The organism is Ruegeria sp. HKCCD7255 (genome assembly GCF_013031565.1).
Lineage (GTDB): Bacteria > Pseudomonadota > Alphaproteobacteria > Rhodobacterales > Rhodobacteraceae > Ruegeria.
Genome location: NZ_WQAG01000014.1, coordinates 1 through 15,133, shown reverse-complemented (window position 1 = coordinate 15,133; position 15,133 = coordinate 1). Strand labels below are relative to the sequence as shown.

Genomic DNA, 15,133 nt, shown 5'->3' with positions numbered 1-15,133 from the left:
AGTCCGTCTTGTCCGAAAGCGAAACCAAATATCGGCTGAGTGAACAGGTCGGATACCTTCTGAGGCTGGCCAGCCAGCGCCACGCTGTAATCTTTCAAAGTCGGGTCTCGGAAGGGCTGACGCCTACGCAATTTGCCACCCTGATCCGCGTCGCCGAAACCGGCGAGGTCAGTCAAAACCAGCTTGGACGTTTGGCCGCGATGGATATCGCCACAATCAAGGGGGTGGTGGATCGGCTGAAGTCAAAAGGTTTGTTGCAATCAGCGTCAGATCCTCATGACAAGCGCAGGTCGATCATATCGCTGACGTCGAACGGCGCGGCCTTGATGGATCAGCTATACGCGGACGGGCTGTCGATATCGGACGAAACGCTTGCTCCGCTTGATACAGCTGAACGAGAAACCCTGCTGCAACTGCTCAAAAAGATCAGCTGAAACACCCCTTACAAGATGCGTTCTGGCAGTCTTTGGGCCGGTGGTGTATTGCGCGACCGTTCCGAGCGGATTACCCCGTCGATGATGGTCATGCCCACACCCGGCAGATTCCCCTGCGCCACGCTTTCCAGCATCGTCTTGCCCGGCGCATGCTGCGCCTGATCCAGCAGGACAAAATCAGCCGCATAGCCCTTTTCGATCAATCCGACATCCAAATCACGCTGGCGGGCCGTGTTTCCATTGCCAAAGCAAAATGCGATCTCGGCGGGCACATTGCCAAAGGCCGAAAGCATCGCGATCATGCGCAGAATGCCCAATGGCTGCACCCCCGAACCCGCAGGCCCGTCGGTGCCCAGAATGACCTGATCCAGCTTGCCCAGCTCGCGCGCGGTGTTCACTGTCAATACCGCGGCCCGCTCATTACCGTTGTGGACAATCTCGAAGGCTTGTTTGGTGCAGGTTTCACACAGGCAGATGATCTGATCATCGGGCAAGGCCGAGTGACCGCCGTTGATATGGCCGATCACGTCAGTGCCTGTCTCGATCACCATGTCTGCGTCGATCAATCCTGAACCGGGGATTGATGGCCCTCCGGTATGGATCGTCGATTGAATGCCGTATTTGCGGGCCCAGTCCACCATCTGGTTGGCCGTCTTGCCATCCTTGACCGAACCAAGCCCGACCTCACCCAGATATTTGACCCCGGCATTGGCAAGCTCGGCGAAATCCTCTTCGACCATCCCATGCTCAATAACCGGTGCACCCGCATGAACCTTGACCCCGGAGGGGCGAAAATTCTCGTACCAGCGCTGCGCCGCAATCGACATCGCCTTGAGGCCGACAATGTCCTTGGGACGCCCGGGCATATGCACTTCACCCGCTGAAATCATCGTGGTCACGCCACCATTCAGGGTGGAATCGATCCAGTGCAGTTGCTGCTGACGGGGGGTGTAGTCACCCACAACCGGGTGCACGTGGCTGTCGATCAGACCCGGCGCCAGCGTCACCCCATGTGCGTCGACGATACAGGTGGCATCCTCGGTATCCAGATCTTTCTCGTTCCCCCATTCCAGGATCTTGCCATCAATCGCGATCAGGCAGTCTCCGTCAAAGATCGGCTCTTCCATTTTGCCAGACAAAATCATGCCGATGTTTTTTATGACCAGCTTTTCCACGAGCACCTCCATCCGTTCGTTAGTATACGAATATATCTTAGGGCAAAGCGTCAAGCCTGTTTGTTCGGCTCAAAGCCTTGAAAACAAGAATTGACACACGCGCGGGCAATCGCCTATTCATTAGTATACTAACGATTAGAGTAAGTGTTATGGATGGCAAAATCGAGACCGCATTCCCGATCCCCACAGGCGTATTCGCCGAAACGGTCACCGAGGTACAACACTATACTGACCGTTTGTTCCGCTTCCGCATGACGCGGCCCGCGTCGTTTCGGTTCCGATCCGGTGAGTTCGTGATGATTGGCCTGCCCAACGCGGAAAAGCCGGTATTCCGGGCCTATTCCATCGCGTCACCCAGCTGGGACGAAGAGCTTGAGTTCTATTCGATCAAGGTTCCGGACGGCCCGTTGACCGAGCACTTGCAGAAGATCAAGGAAGGCGACACTGTTTTGATGCGGAAAAAGCCGACAGGCACATTGGTCAATGACGCTCTGCTGCCGGGCAAACGGCTTTGGATGTTCGCGACCGGCACGGGTTTTGCCCCCTTTGCCAGCCTGATCCGCGATCCCGAAACCTATGAGAAATTCGAAGAGGTCATCGTCACACATACCTGTCGCGAGGTGGCTGAGCTGACCTATAGCCAGACCCTGGTCGCCTCGGTCAAGGACGATCCGTTATGTGGTGAGTTTGCCAGCGGCTTGCGCCTTTATGCGACAACAACGCGCGAGGACTATCCCTTTATGGGCCGGATCACTGACCTGATGGCCTCGGGCAAAGTCTTCGACGATCTGGGCGTGCCACAGATCTCACCCCAAGCTGATCGGGGTATGATCTGCGGTTCCATGTCCATGCTCAAAGACACCAAGACGGCCCTTGAAGGTTTCGGGCTGGTCGAGGGCTCAAACAACAAGCCCGATACTTTTGTAGTCGAACGCGCTTTCGTGGATTGACGTGAAACGCCTGCTCAAGCACCTCCGTTGGCAAAATTTTTTGTGTTCGAACAGAACGCCAAATATCCGACCGGCACAGTTTACAGCGTAAACGCATAAGACAACATGACAGGCTCGCTGTTCGAGACGTAAGGGCGATGGTCGTTCGTGTTGAGAACAACGCTCAGCACATAATCGCCCGGTGCCAGCGCTCCGATGGCGAAACGTTCCTCATAAAGGCGCCCTAGTTTGAGCCCGTTCAGATAGATATGCGCATGGCCCTGACCATCGACATGGGGTGCGCTATCATCAACAAGGGTGAATTCGAAATTCTCAACGCGGATCTCAACATCAAACCCTTCAGGTCTGACCTCAGGATCTTGCACCAACGCGATGGATGGCCCCGGCGACAGGGGGACTCCACTGGTTGCACTGTGATCCATTGCTGTTGCTGCGGTGACTTCGGGATGCAGGATACGAGCCGAGACTTCGCTTCCGTCGTCGAATTCCAGGGCCAGGGAATGAAACCCGCCCGCCGGAAACGATCCCTGCGGCACGCGCAGTACGACATGAGCGCCATCCATCGCCAGCTGCGCCGTATCACCCCCGGGCACCACAAGACCACCATCATAGCCGGGGTTCATGATGGATACGTCTGCGCCGGACGGAGAAGTAACGCCCTGTAAGGCCACCGCAGCACCGTCATTTTGCAGGTTCAAAGTGACCATGAACAGCTCGCCCGAGGCTCCCATAGGCACGGCGCGCCCGTCAGAAACCTTAACTTCACTTTGCGGCTTACTCGTATAAACGTAGGTGAGACCAAGCAGAGCCAAGACAATCGCAATGACGAACCAGCGTTTCTTCATCAGACTTGCCCCCTCGCAGAAATTTATGTGTATACTAATTAAATGACGCTGCTTGTGAAGTCCTGCCTTGCTGCGCCTTTGGCCGTCCTTTTGGCGTCGGGGCCCGCATTGGCCCACGCCGCTGATCAGGGCTTTGTACTTCTTCTGCCGACCACCGCATATATTGTCGGGGGCACCCTGACCGTCGCGGCCACAATCCTGTTGCTTATCCTGCTGCGACCCGGACAGCTTGACCACTTGATGCGCCCAGTGAAATTTGGTCCGCCGCCGGGCGCAAGAGACTGGAACCAGTGGGGGCAGCTTTTTGCCGCTGCTTGTTTGGCGCTTCTGATACTGATCGGCTTGCGCGGCCCCACCGATCCGCAGGCAAACCTGATGCCCTTGGTCTTATGGACAGTCTGGTGGATGCTGCTGTTTGTTGTGCAGGCCCTGGTTATCGACATCTGGTCGTGGATCAACCCGTGGCCTGCCCTGCACCGTTTTTTGGTGCCAGAACCCAAGGCGCTGATCACCTTGCCGGCAGGTCTTTCGATCTGGCCTGCAGTTGTGATTATGGCAGCATTTCAGGGCTTTGTACTCGCCGACGCCGCACCAAATGATCCTGAGCGTTTAGCTCTTTTCGCAATCGGCTACTGGGTGTTTACATTGGCGGGCATGACAGTTTTCGGGCGCGAGACCTGGCTGCGGCAAGTCGAGTGCTTTACGGTCCTGTTCACTCTGATCGGCCTTCTTCGGCCCCTGAACGGGCGCTCAATTGGTTTTCCGGGTTGGCAAGTCTTTAGCAAACATCAGCTAGATCTCAGCCACGCGGGGTTTATCCTGATTGTCCTGGCGTCGGGCAGTTTCGACGGCCTCTACGAAACCTTTTGGTGGCTTGCGCGGATTGGGGTCAATCCACTTGAATATCCGGGCCGAACGGCGCTGGTCTGGCCTACAACGCTTGGCCTTTACGGCAGCATTCTATTTCTGACTGCGATTTTCGCACTCGCCATTTTCTTAGGAACAGCCTTGGTCAAAGGCAGCGTCGGATTCAAAACAGCCTTCGTACGCTTTTCGGTCACCCTGTTACCGATTGCGATTGGCTATCATTTCGCACATTACTTTGTGACCTTCCTGGTTCAAATCCAAGTTGTGCTAGCCACACTGGCAGATCCGTTCGCTCTTGGCTGGAACCTGTTCGGTCTGGGACATCGTCGCGTGATGATCGGGTTTCTGACGGTCCCCGGCACGGTAAAAGCAATATGGCTTTGCCAGGCAGGCGCGGTTGTCTTGTCACATGTGCTGGCTGTGATCCTAAGTCACCGAACCGCCGAGACTTTTTGCAGCTCACGTCGAGACATCCTGGCCCTGCAATCGGGTATCTCAATTCTAATGGTTTTCTACACAATCTTCGGGCTTTGGCTGCTCGCAAGCCCAAGAGGCGCATAAAAATGTAGACAGCTCGTTAGTGTGCATACAAACTACTTCAAAAGAGGCGAGACATCGCCCAGCAAACAACAGAGGAGAAAACGCCATGAAGAACCCCCCAAAGATCAGTCGCAGAAAGACACTTTTGGGTCTCGGTGCTGGCGCCGGAGCCTTGGCGACAACCGGCGTCCTGCCCGGCTCGCTTGGGTTTGCGCAGGCACAAAGCTCGGCTCCGATCAAAATCGGTTTTCAGAAACATGCCACTGGTATCGGGGCCGCTTATGGCCGTTGGTACGATACCACAACAACCGCGGCTGTCGCGCGCATCAACGATATGGGTGGTATCAACGGTCGCCCCGTCGAGATCATCACCGAGGATGACGCAACCGACCCGGGGCGCGGTGCTGAAGTGTTGGAAAAATTTGCCAACCAGCACGAGGTCGATGTGGCCTTCGGAACCCTGTTCAGCCATGTGGTGATCGGTTCTGCCCCTCGCGCAGGCGAATTGAAACTGCCTTATTTTGTGGTCTCTGAAGGCCATCATGTGGCCAGCGGAATGCTCAATCGCTATACGCTGCAGCCCGGTATCACCGATGTGAAAAGTCAGGTGATCTCGATGGCGCCTTTCGTGGCTGACAACCTCGGCAAAAAGGTCACTATGATCTATCCTGATTTTGCCTTCGGCCACGATCACCGCGATTTCTTCTCGCAAGCGATCGAAGCGCAAGGCGGTAAAGTTGTTGCCAAGATCGCCATCCCTCCAACCGAGACAACCTTTACCCGCTATTTCCCCAACATCCCGCGCGAAACCGAAGTCATCTATCACGTGATGGTCGGCCCCGCAGTTTTGACATTCGTCAAGGAAATGGGCGAGTTCTTTGGACCCAGCCGACCCGAAATCTTTGGCTTTATCGACAGCCTCGAAGCCGTCGATATACAAAGCCCCGGTCTTGAGTTCCTGGAAGGCACCTATTTCTGGGAGGGCATGCCTCGCCACAAACAAGCAAATGAATCCGAGGCGGCCTCGGCCTATCGTGCAGCGGTTGGGGTTAATGACCGCGGTGCCGCGATTGACGACCCAGCAAATGTCGCAACCTACGCGCATATGTTTGGCTGCTGGGAGACTTTGAACGTGATCAAGGCCGGTATGGAAGCTGCCGACTATCAGGGCCCTGCAGATCGCACCAAACTGATCGAGGCGGTCGAAGCCATGACCGAAATGCCTGAGTCACTTGACCATCCTCAAGGGGATAAGCTGTTCAACGGCAAGACGCACCAGGCGTTTGGCAAACAGTTTATCTCGAAGGTCAGCGACGGAAATCTTGAGGTCGTGCACACAGCATCGATCGAAGATGGCCTCTATGCGGACGAAGTGGATTATACGACACAATCCTTCTGAAACGACCCACTCTCAACTAAGCGAGACCAGCGATGGACTTCGGGCCTCACCTGATGCTTGCCTCCCTCGAGGGGGCAGTCATCTCGGCTATTCTTGTGCTTACGGCTATGGGCCTCAGCATCGTTTTCGGCGTCATGCGCGTGGTGAATGTCGCGCATGGCGAGTTTTTCATGCTTGGTGCCGTGTTTGCCTGGGTGGTGACGACAATGATCAGCGGGCATGCAGCCTTGGGCTTTGTGACCGCGCTCATCATCGTGCCGGTTTTGGTCGGGGCTATCGCGGCGGGCGTGGACCAACTGATCCTCAAACGGATCGACTATGACGTGGATCGCACAATCGTCGCCACAATCGGCGTGCTCTATATCGTGCAGCAATCCACATTGATGCTCTACGGGCCCGAAGCACGACCCGTAGAGCCGCCCTTTAACCTGCGGCTTGCCCTGCCCTGGTTCGAATTTGGCGAAAACGGGTTCCAAATGATCTGGCCCTGGGGGCTGAGCGTCACAACCTACAAGCTGTTTGTGATCGGCGCTGCGATTGTGGTGCTGGGCGCGCTGTGGCTGGTTTTGACGCGCACCAAAATCGGCCTGGTGATGCGCGCAACCCAGCAAGACCGAGATATGGCGCAAGCCTTCGGGGTCCCTGTCGGTCAGGTCTATTCGCTGGTTTTTGGCCTGGGCGCGGGGCTTGCCGCGCTGGGGGCGGTGCTGGTTGTACCCATTCAGCAAGCGCACTACCTGATGGGAGGTGATCCGCTGTTGCTGGCCTTTATCGTCGTGATCATCGGCGGGCTTGGCAGCCTGCCCGGAACCGTCATCGCGGCCCTTCTTATCGGAATGAGCGACGGTATCATCTCGGTGTTTTTCTCGCCGACATTAGCCAAAATCATCGCGACCTTTCTCGTGGCCATGGTGCTGGTCTTCCGGCCTCAGGGCCTGATGGGACGGGTGGCCGCCTGATGGATCTGACGAAATCAAACGCGCTTCATATCGGCACGCTGGTGGTGCTGTTTGCGCTCTTTTTCATTCTGCCCGCCTATCATGTCGGAGCGTTCTCGCGGATCATGGTGCTGGCGATCTATGCCATCGGCTTCAATCTGCTCTTTGGCTATACCGGCCTTCTCAGCCTGGGCCACGCGATGTTTTTTGCCGCAGGCATGTACGGCTTCGGCCTGAGCATGAACCTGGGTGGCTTGTCCGTCTTGCCCGCCTTCGTCATCGGCGTCGGAGCGGCGGGGCTTCTGGCGCTGGGGGCGGGTTATCTGGCTCTGCGCACAATCGGCGTGGCCTTCATGATCGTCACCCTGATGTTCGCCCAGACCTTCTATTTGGTGATCCTTTATTATGGCGAATACACCAGAGGCGATGAGGGCTTCATCATCCAGCAGGCCCAAAGACAAATCGCCGGGATTGACCTGACCACGGAAACAGCGCGCTATTTCACTGCCTTCATTCTGTTTGCTGTCTGCTTTCTTGCGATGGCGCGACTGGTGCAAAGACCCTTTGGCAAACGCCTGATTGCAATCCGCGAGAACGAGGAACGCGCCCGCATGTTGGGCTATGACGTCGCGCGGTTGAAACTGGCAGCGCTGGTTGTCTCGGGCCTGTTCTCGGGCGTGGCCGGGGCTGCTTATGCCTTGTTGTTCGGCTATGTCGGCGCCAGTTTTGCCTCGGTTCAGTATTCGATCTTTCCGTTGCTTTGGGTCTTGCTGGGCGGCGCTGGCACCACTGTCGGCCCTTTGATTGGCGTCATCTTCATGTTCTACCTGATCGACATTTCCAGCGGGGTCACAAACGCCTATATGCTTGTAGCCGGATTGGCCCTTGTGCTTCTGACCCTGTTCGCACCACAAGGGCTGGCGGGCACTCTGCGCAAGAGGGCTCTGCCATGGCTGCCATGAACATTCTTGAAACCAAGGGCCTGACCAAGATCTACGGCGGGTTGCAGGCCAACACAGACATTGATTTCACCTTGCAGCGCAACGCAATCACCGCGCTGATCGGGCCAAACGGCGCTGGCAAATCAACCTTTGTCGGCATGGTCAGCGGGCGTACAACGCCGACCCGAGGCAAGGTGTTCTTCGAAGGTCAAGACATCAGTACCTTGCCTGCACATAAGCGCATGCAGTTGGGAATGGCCTATACATTCCAGATCACCTCGATCTTCCCCGGCCTGTCGGTCGAGGATAATGTGGCTCTTGCTGCCGGGCGTAAACTGGCCCATGACAAAGCCGCCCATGACGCCAAAACCGCTGCCGTGCTGGAGAAAATCGGTCTTGCCGAGCGCGCCGATCAGACCGCAGCAGATCTAAGCTATGGCCACCAGCGCGTGCTGGAGATCGCGATGGGCCTGGCGCAAGATCCCAAACTGTTCATTCTGGATGAACCGACCCAGGGCCTTGCCGAAGGTGAGGTGGACGCGTTCGTGACACTCATGCGATCAATGGCCGAGGAAACGACGATCTTGCTGATCGAACACAATATGCGGGTCGTTACTGACACGGCTGATCATGTCACTGTGTTGGATCAGGGTCGCCTGTTGGCCTCGGGCAGTTTCGAGGAAATCCACGCAGACCCCGCAGTTCAGGCGGCTTATCTGGGGACCACCGCGGATGTTTGAAGTCAGGAATGTCCATACCGGCTATGGCCAGGTACAGGTTCTGTTTGGGGTTTCCCTGACGGTGAATGCCGCCGAGATCCATTGTTTGATGGGGCGAAACGGAGCCGGCAAATCGACCTTGCTTAAGGCAGTCATGGGGCAGTTGCCGCTCAAACAAGGTGAGATCCTATTGGACGGGGAGCGTCTTGACGGGCTTCCAGCGCATCTCGTGCCCAAGCGCGGGATCGGATATGTCCCGCAGGGGCGGCGACTGTTCAAGGAACTGACTGTATCCGAGAACATCGAGATGGGGCTCATGACCCGAGGTGAAGGTGCTCAGACCCGCGATTGGGTGCTTGATCTCTTTCCGCGACTTTCGGAGCGCCTGGATCAGGTGGCGGGAACGCTGTCTGGCGGTGAACAGCAAATGCTGGCCACAGCGCGCGCGCTGTGCCTGCGCCCCAAGGTGCTTCTTTTGGATGAACCCACCGAAGGGCTTCAGCCATCCATGATCGAGCAAATCCGGCAGGTCGTGGTCAAGATGAAAGCGGAAGGCTATGCCATCATACTGGTCGAACAGCGCATCGACGCGGTTCTGTCGATTGCCGACCGCATCACTTTTATCGAAAACGGCAAAGACCGCGAGACAGTCCTACCTTCCGATGTCGCCGGGAATGGCGCGATCCTGACGAAATATCTTGGGGTTTGAGACCATCTTGGCAGGCAGAAAAGTCGCCCATGTCTCAAGATGGCTCTCTAGAAAACCAAGGTTCTCGAGCGGGTTTGGACATATCAGATCCGATAACATCAGCAGTTTGGCGAAACTTGAATTATCTGGAGCCCAATTGGGAACGATCCTTACGACTCAATCCGATCCTGGCGATGCTATCAAACCGTAAACTGTGATGTCTTTGGATTGGATGCCAAAGAGCTTGCTTCATAGAGTTCCTTGTTCGGAGTAGATCTCGACTCTCTAAACATCTTTGGCACAATTGGCGTCTGCAGATCCTATCAGTTGCCCAAATAGGCACGTTCCAGAATGGATGGATCTTCCTTGAGCTGGCATGGCTTTCCGTCAAAGCGTATTTTCCCTTGTGAAAGTACATAGCACCTGTCTGCTACATTCAGCGCCAGTTGGGTGAATTGCTCGATAAGAAGAATGCCGATGCCACGGGTGCGCAGCTCGCGCACGACACCGATCAGGCGTTCGATGATCACCGGGGCCAGCCCAAGCGACATCTCGTCGATCAGCAAAAAGCGCGGGCGGGCCACCAGCGCTTGTGCGATGGCTACCATCTGTTGCTGTCCTCCTGACAGAGATCCCGCAGCTTGATCTTTCAACGCCACCAATTCGGGGAAAACCTGCAATGCGCCCTCCACTTCCGTGGCGCACTCCTGCGCCGAAAGGTTAGACCCGGCAGCCCGCAGGTTATCCATCACGCTGAGATTTTCCAGCACCTGATGCCCTTCGGGAACGGCCGAAATTCCCGCGCGTCTTACGGCCTGGCTGTCCAGCCCCGACACCTCGGCGTCTTCCACGGTGACGACGCCCGAGTTCAGGGGCATCACCCCTGCGATGCCTAGCACCAGTTCGGATTTACCCGCACCGTTGGGGCCCAAGAGCGCCACGATTTCGCCCTTGGCAACCTCGAGAGAGACGCCATTTACGACAGTTCGGGTCTGAGATTGGATCGAGATATTGTTCACTTTTAACATCTACTTTTTCCCTATCGGCCCAGATAGGCAGTTTTTACCGCCTCGTCCTGTAGCACTTCATTCGTCGGACCAAAGGCAATGAGCCGTCCAAAATCCAGCACTGCTGTTGACTGGCAAACATCTCGCACCAGATCGACGTCGTGATCGACCATGACGATTTGGGCGCCAAATCGTGTTTTGGTTTCGCGAATGATCCGCCGAAGATCCTGCATTTCGCTTTCCGACAAACCGCCCCCCGGCTCATCAAGCAGGATGATCTTGGGTGCACCGATCAGGCATTTGGCAATTTCGCACATGCGCTTTTCATAAGGATTCAGATCGGCCCCCATTTTGGTGCGCTGATCGCTGAGCCGGACAAACTCAAGCACCTCATCAATGGCAGCGGAACGATCGTGCCGACCTATCTTCTTGGTATCGCAAACCGCGTGCAGATGGGCTTCGACTGTAAGGTCATCGACGATCTGCACCTTCTGGAACGATCGTGCCAGGCCCCAGCGGGCGCGCTTGTGCGGGGGCAGATCCAGAAGGCTTAGCCCGTCGATGACAATCTCGCCCCCGGCAATCGGGGCGAAGCCGGAAAACGCATTGGTCATGGTGGTCTTGCCCGCACCGTTGGGACCGATCAGACCGGTCACATCGTCCTTCAAGGTCAGCGTGACGCTGTCCAGCGCCACCACGCCACCGTATTTCACGGAAAGATCGTTGATGGTGATCATGTGGGTTTCCTTTGCAAAGCGCCCAGCAATTGCCCGGCAATCCCGCGTGGGGCTGTCATGATGGCGTGCAGCAGAGCGGCCCCGAAGATGATCAGCGCCAGGTCAGCGCTGACCCCAAAGTCATTCAGCAACGCGGGCAAAAGCTTGTAGAGAATGCCGGTAATGATCGCACCGACCCACGAGAACGCGCCGCCGACCACGGTCAGGGCAAAGAGCAAGATCCCTTCGGCGGCCAGAAAGCTGCGCGCATCCAACTGCCCCAGCGCATGGGCCAGAAGACCTCCGGCGATGCCGGCCAGAAGTCCGGACAGGGCAAATGCCCAGATCTTGTAGAAGGTGACATTGATGCCCGCGGCCATGGCGTTTGCCTCAGACTGCCGGATCATAGCCCAGGCACGGCCGGGTGCGGTGATCCGGTGAAGTGCAACAAGGCCAAAGCCGAAACTCAGCACACAGATGGTATACCGCAGATAGGCCGCGTCAGATTGAGCAAAGCTTGGGCGTCGAATTTCTGCGCCCGATTGCTGCGCGACCCCCCAGAATCCCGGCCCGCCATTGGGGAATTGGAACGCGTTGAACAGGATTTGGAATGCGCCTGCTGCCATCAAGGTGACCAAGGCCAGATAGAGCCCACGAATGCGCAGCGCAGGCAGCGCCAGCACTGCTCCGATCAAGGCCGTGATCATGCCCGCGATGGCGATTATCGCGGTAACGGGCAAGGGCGTTGCGTAGTTCAGGCGCAGCGCGATCCATCCGCCAACACCCACAAGCGCAACCTGACCCAGATTGATCAGACCAAGCTGCGCAAATAGTACCGAGATCCCCGCTGCCGCGAGCGCAAAGATCAGGGAAGATGTGACAACTTTGATCCAGAGCGCGGGCAGGACCAGCGGCAGAAGCAGCACAGCAACAAGGAACACGATGAGAGGGACAAAAAGCGGTCTGAGCATCTTAGGCCTCTTTCGCAAAAGTCAGTTTCTGGCCGCGCTGCATCCAAAGGATGACCAGGGCAGCGATGAGGAAAGGGGCCATGGTGCGCAACCCGGCGGCAGGTTTGTACAGCGTCAGCATTGATTCAACGACGCCGATGAATAGCCCGCCCGCCAAAGTCAGCGGCAGCGATGTCAACCGCCCGCAAACGGCTGCAGCCACAGCCGGGATGACCATGAAGGTGATCACCGTTGGTTCAAGCCGGACAAGACTGCCAAAGATCAGCCCGGTGAACCCGGCCAGCGCGCCGGAAATGCCCCAGGCCAGCGTCTCGGTCTTGACGATCGGGATCCCCAGCAAAGCCGCGTGGCTGCGATTGTCGGCCAGGGCGCGCATGTTCAGCCCTGTGCGTGAGCGGCGCTGATAGGTGACCATCCCAATGACCACCAGAATGGACACCACAAAGGCGATGATCCGTGTCAGGGTGACCCGCACCCCAAGGATCGTGATGGCGATCTTGTCACTGGGCAGCGAGATCTTGCGCAGCGCGTCCTCCCAAAAGACGCCCATCACCCCCAGCAGGATCAACATATAACCCAGTGTGGCGATGGCTTTGACCGCTGGTTCACGCCAATGCAGCGACGGAGCAAGAAACCTGCCATAGACCACGGACAGACCGATGCCCGTCAGCACCGCTGACAACCAGGCGAAAATTCCGGGCAGACCCCATTCAGACACTTGCCAGGCAAACATCGCGGCAAAGGCAGCGATTGCGCCATAGGCAAAGTTCAACACGCCTGTCGAATTGCGCAGGATCACCAATCCGATGCCACCAAGCGCATAGAGTGACCCGACCGCAAGGCCCGAGACAAGAAACAAACCATAGACCATGGGAAACATCCTTGGGAACGGATCGGTGCGGCCCCCGCACCGATCGCTTCGTTACCGGTTATCGCAGCCCAAGAGCACGCTCTTGCTCGAAGAAAGGTTCGAGATAGGCTGTGTCCAACTCATAGCAATCACGCATCAATTCGAACCCAGCGCCGGTGAACTTAACCATTCGTCCCGCATGATTTGGCTGATGCTTGTCGCCATTGCCCACATAATATTGCCCGCACAACAAATCCGACGTTGCTCCGCTGATGTTGCGAATTGCTTCGGTCACCGAAGCACGGTCGATAGTTGCCGGGTCCATCTCAAGCAGGGCGTCGACAAAAAACTTGGCCGAGATATAGCCCGATTGGCTGAACGTATCGCGACGGTCTCCGTCCTGACCATAGGCGTCCATCACCGCAGCCCAGTTTGTATTGTCGTCGCCTGCGCTGTCGAATTGGTTCAGCTCGATATTGATATAGAGGTTGTCGGCCCAGTAATCACCCAGAACGGCCTCGACACCCGGTTCGTAAAGCGGTGTCGGCGACACCCATGTGAACAGATCGCGCCCGCCCTGTTCTTCGGCAACCTTCAGCAACCCGATGGCCGGGCCTGCTGGCAACATCAGCAGGATCGTATCAACCCCTTCGGCAATGGCCTGCAAATAGACCGAGTTCAGATCGACCGCCGTCGGGTCCATCAGGATCGAAACCCCGCGGCCGCCCTTGCTGTCCATATAGGTGTTCATCCAGTCGCAGGCCCAGCCACCATTGTTGGGGATGTTGAACCCGATACAGGCCGCACTCGTGGTGCCCAGCTCTTCGATCGCGTATTTCAGCGCGCCGATGCCCGAAGGAACCGGACCCTGATTGGTCGAGACAATGTTGGCGCTTTCATAGCATTCCGAGATTGCGCAGCCCGACGCCATGGCCATGATGCCTTCGTCTTCGTAAAGCTTGGCGTTCACAGCCATCGAAACAACCGAGCCATTGCCCACCAGCGCTACAACGCCTTCGTCCTTGACCAGCTTGGTGGCGACTTGACCCGCCAACTCGGGGTTCCATTGGTCATTTTCGACCATGTATTCAATAGGGCGCCCGTTGATGCCGCCATTGGCATTGACGCAGGCGAAATAGGCCGCAGCGGCGTCGGTTCCGCCAGAAAAGTCGCCCGGAGGGGCATTGCCGTTGATGCCGCCCACCTTGATGGGTTCACCTGTTGCGGCTTCGCCCGAGCCCATTCCACAAATCGGTGTGGTTTCGTTTGCCTGAGCTTCTGTGCCAAAGGCGTTCAGGCATAGCACAGCCATTCCTGTGACCAGGGGGGTTACACGTTTCATTTTTCTCTCCTGTTGGTATTTGGGTCGTCTTTAGCCGAACCTTCTTAAGAGGTGCCGTCCATGATCTTGCCCATGTATTCTTCTTCGTTGATTGTGCCGCCGTTTTCGGCGGCTTTGCCTTGGTCGTCTTCGTGCAGAAAGTCCTGGATCGGTTCGATCCGTTTCCAGGCCGGGAAAGGTTGGTTGCCTTCGGCGTCGGGCACGTAGATCGAGTGCGGCTCGGTTCGTTTGTGTTTGTGGATGTAACGCGCACAGTTCTGGAAGACGCGTGTGACCTCGACCACGGCAACCATGTTGCAACCCGGGAAATGGGCCATCAGATCAGGGTCTTTCGAAAGCTTCGCCTCGCCCTGAACGCGGATGCGCCAAGGTGTCTCGAAGTCCATGAACAGCATGCCGATCTTGGATGCGGCGTCGATATTGCCCATCGAAAGCCACATGCCATTGCCATCATAGTTCGGAAACACAAGCCGGTTGTCGCCCAGTGATTTCACAAAGCCCACGGGCCCGCCCTTGTAGGACACCGTCGGCTCGCCCTGTGCTGTGACCGTAGACAGAAAGAAATAGTCGCGACTTTCGATATAGTCGATGTGATACTCTTCCAGCTCATCGCGGACGATGGCCTGAATGACGGCATGAGACAGTTTGGTGTGGCCATGCGCGTCCTGCAGCTTGCGCTGCTGGTCGGTGTAGAACTCTTCATGCGTTGGAATTGCGGGTGTTGGGTCTGTCATTTCGGATCCCCTTTTGA

General features: G+C 56.8%; 16 protein-coding genes. 8 read left to right on the top strand and 8 right to left on the bottom strand.

The window, feature by feature from the left end; translation table 11 throughout:
* Window positions 1-8: 8 nt before the first annotated feature.
* A complete protein-coding gene (locus GOX45_RS19480; RefSeq protein ID WP_254430479.1) occupies window positions 9-434 on the top strand; it encodes a MarR family winged helix-turn-helix transcriptional regulator in 426 nt (141 codons plus the stop codon).
* An 8-nt stretch (window positions 435-442) separates the two neighbouring features.
* Here the strand turns inward: GOX45_RS19480 and GOX45_RS19475 are convergent, their stop codons facing one another.
* Entirely contained in the window at window positions 443-1,621 is a 1,179-nt protein-coding gene (locus tag GOX45_RS19475; RefSeq protein WP_171103196.1) for an amidohydrolase family protein, read from the bottom strand.
* A 137-nt stretch (window positions 1,622-1,758) separates the two neighbouring features.
* On the opposite strand from GOX45_RS19475, the gene GOX45_RS19470 reads away from it, so the two are divergent.
* Window positions 1,759-2,559, top strand: a complete 801-nt coding sequence (locus GOX45_RS19470) for a ferredoxin--NADP reductase (RefSeq protein ID WP_171103194.1) — start codon at window positions 1,759-1,761, stop codon at window positions 2,557-2,559.
* Window positions 2,560-2,639: 80 nt separating this feature from the next.
* On the opposite strand, the gene GOX45_RS19465 is transcribed toward GOX45_RS19470, so the two are convergent.
* Entirely contained in the window at window positions 2,640-3,404 is a 765-nt protein-coding gene (locus tag GOX45_RS19465) for a copper chaperone PCu(A)C (RefSeq protein ID WP_171103192.1), read from the bottom strand.
* A 42-nt stretch (window positions 3,405-3,446) separates the two neighbouring features.
* Between GOX45_RS19465 and GOX45_RS19460 the strand changes: the two genes are divergently transcribed.
* The 6 genes from GOX45_RS19460 to GOX45_RS19435 all read left to right on the top strand — a co-directional run bounded on the left by GOX45_RS19460 (window position 3,447) and on the right by GOX45_RS19435 (window position 9,517).
* Entirely contained in the window at window positions 3,447-4,832 is a 1,386-nt protein-coding gene (locus tag GOX45_RS19460; RefSeq protein WP_171103190.1) for a hypothetical protein, read from the top strand.
* 85 nt (window positions 4,833-4,917) lie between these two features.
* Entirely contained in the window at window positions 4,918-6,210 is a 1,293-nt protein-coding gene (locus tag GOX45_RS19455; RefSeq protein ID WP_171103188.1) for an ABC transporter substrate-binding protein, read from the top strand.
* A 32-nt stretch (window positions 6,211-6,242) separates the two neighbouring features.
* Window positions 6,243-7,169, top strand: coding sequence for a branched-chain amino acid ABC transporter permease (locus GOX45_RS19450; protein WP_171103187.1), 927 nt, complete (start codon window positions 6,243-6,245; stop codon window positions 7,167-7,169).
* Entirely contained in the window at window positions 7,169-8,110 is a 942-nt protein-coding gene (locus GOX45_RS19445; protein ID WP_171103184.1) for a branched-chain amino acid ABC transporter permease, read from the top strand. The genes GOX45_RS19450 and GOX45_RS19445 overlap by 1 nt, the downstream gene beginning before the upstream one ends.
* Complete coding sequence (locus GOX45_RS19440; RefSeq protein ID WP_171103401.1) at window positions 8,107-8,829, top strand: ABC transporter ATP-binding protein; 723 nt, start codon at window positions 8,107-8,109, stop codon at window positions 8,827-8,829. The genes GOX45_RS19445 and GOX45_RS19440 overlap by 4 nt, the downstream gene beginning before the upstream one ends.
* Window positions 8,822-9,517 carry an ABC transporter ATP-binding protein gene (locus GOX45_RS19435; protein ID WP_171103182.1) on the top strand — a complete coding sequence of 232 codons (696 nt, stop codon included), beginning with the start codon at window positions 8,822-8,824 and terminating at the stop codon, window positions 9,515-9,517. Before GOX45_RS19440 ends, GOX45_RS19435 begins: the two co-directional genes overlap by 8 nt.
* Before the next feature lie 302 nt (window positions 9,518-9,819).
* Here the strand turns inward: GOX45_RS19435 and GOX45_RS19430 are convergent, their stop codons facing one another.
* Genes GOX45_RS19430 through GOX45_RS19405 form a run of 6 tightly spaced genes read right to left on the bottom strand, consistent with a single transcriptional unit; the run spans window position 9,820 to window position 15,116 of the window.
* On the bottom strand, window positions 9,820-10,524 hold the full coding sequence (locus GOX45_RS19430; protein WP_171103180.1) for an ABC transporter ATP-binding protein: 705 nt from the start codon (window positions 10,522-10,524) through the stop codon (window positions 9,820-9,822).
* 11 nt (window positions 10,525-10,535) lie between these two features.
* Complete coding sequence (locus tag GOX45_RS19425; protein WP_171103178.1) at window positions 10,536-11,240, bottom strand: ABC transporter ATP-binding protein; 705 nt, start codon at window positions 11,238-11,240, stop codon at window positions 10,536-10,538.
* A complete protein-coding gene (locus GOX45_RS19420) occupies window positions 11,237-12,190 on the bottom strand; it encodes a branched-chain amino acid ABC transporter permease (RefSeq protein ID WP_171103176.1) in 954 nt (317 codons plus the stop codon). The genes GOX45_RS19425 and GOX45_RS19420 overlap by 4 nt, the downstream gene beginning before the upstream one ends.
* Window position 12,191: 1 nt before the next feature.
* The gene (locus tag GOX45_RS19415) at window positions 12,192-13,061 is read right to left on the bottom strand and encodes a branched-chain amino acid ABC transporter permease (protein ID WP_171103174.1); all 870 of its coding nucleotides are present in this window, start codon (window positions 13,059-13,061) and stop codon (window positions 12,192-12,194) included.
* Window positions 13,062-13,119: 58 nt separating this feature from the next.
* A complete protein-coding gene (locus GOX45_RS19410) occupies window positions 13,120-14,382 on the bottom strand; it encodes an ABC transporter substrate-binding protein (RefSeq protein WP_171103172.1) in 1,263 nt (420 codons plus the stop codon).
* A 44-nt stretch (window positions 14,383-14,426) separates the two neighbouring features.
* Window positions 14,427-15,116, bottom strand: coding sequence for a pyridoxamine 5'-phosphate oxidase family protein (locus GOX45_RS19405; RefSeq protein ID WP_171103169.1), 690 nt, complete (start codon window positions 15,114-15,116; stop codon window positions 14,427-14,429).
* Window positions 15,117-15,133: the final 17 nt, after the last annotated feature.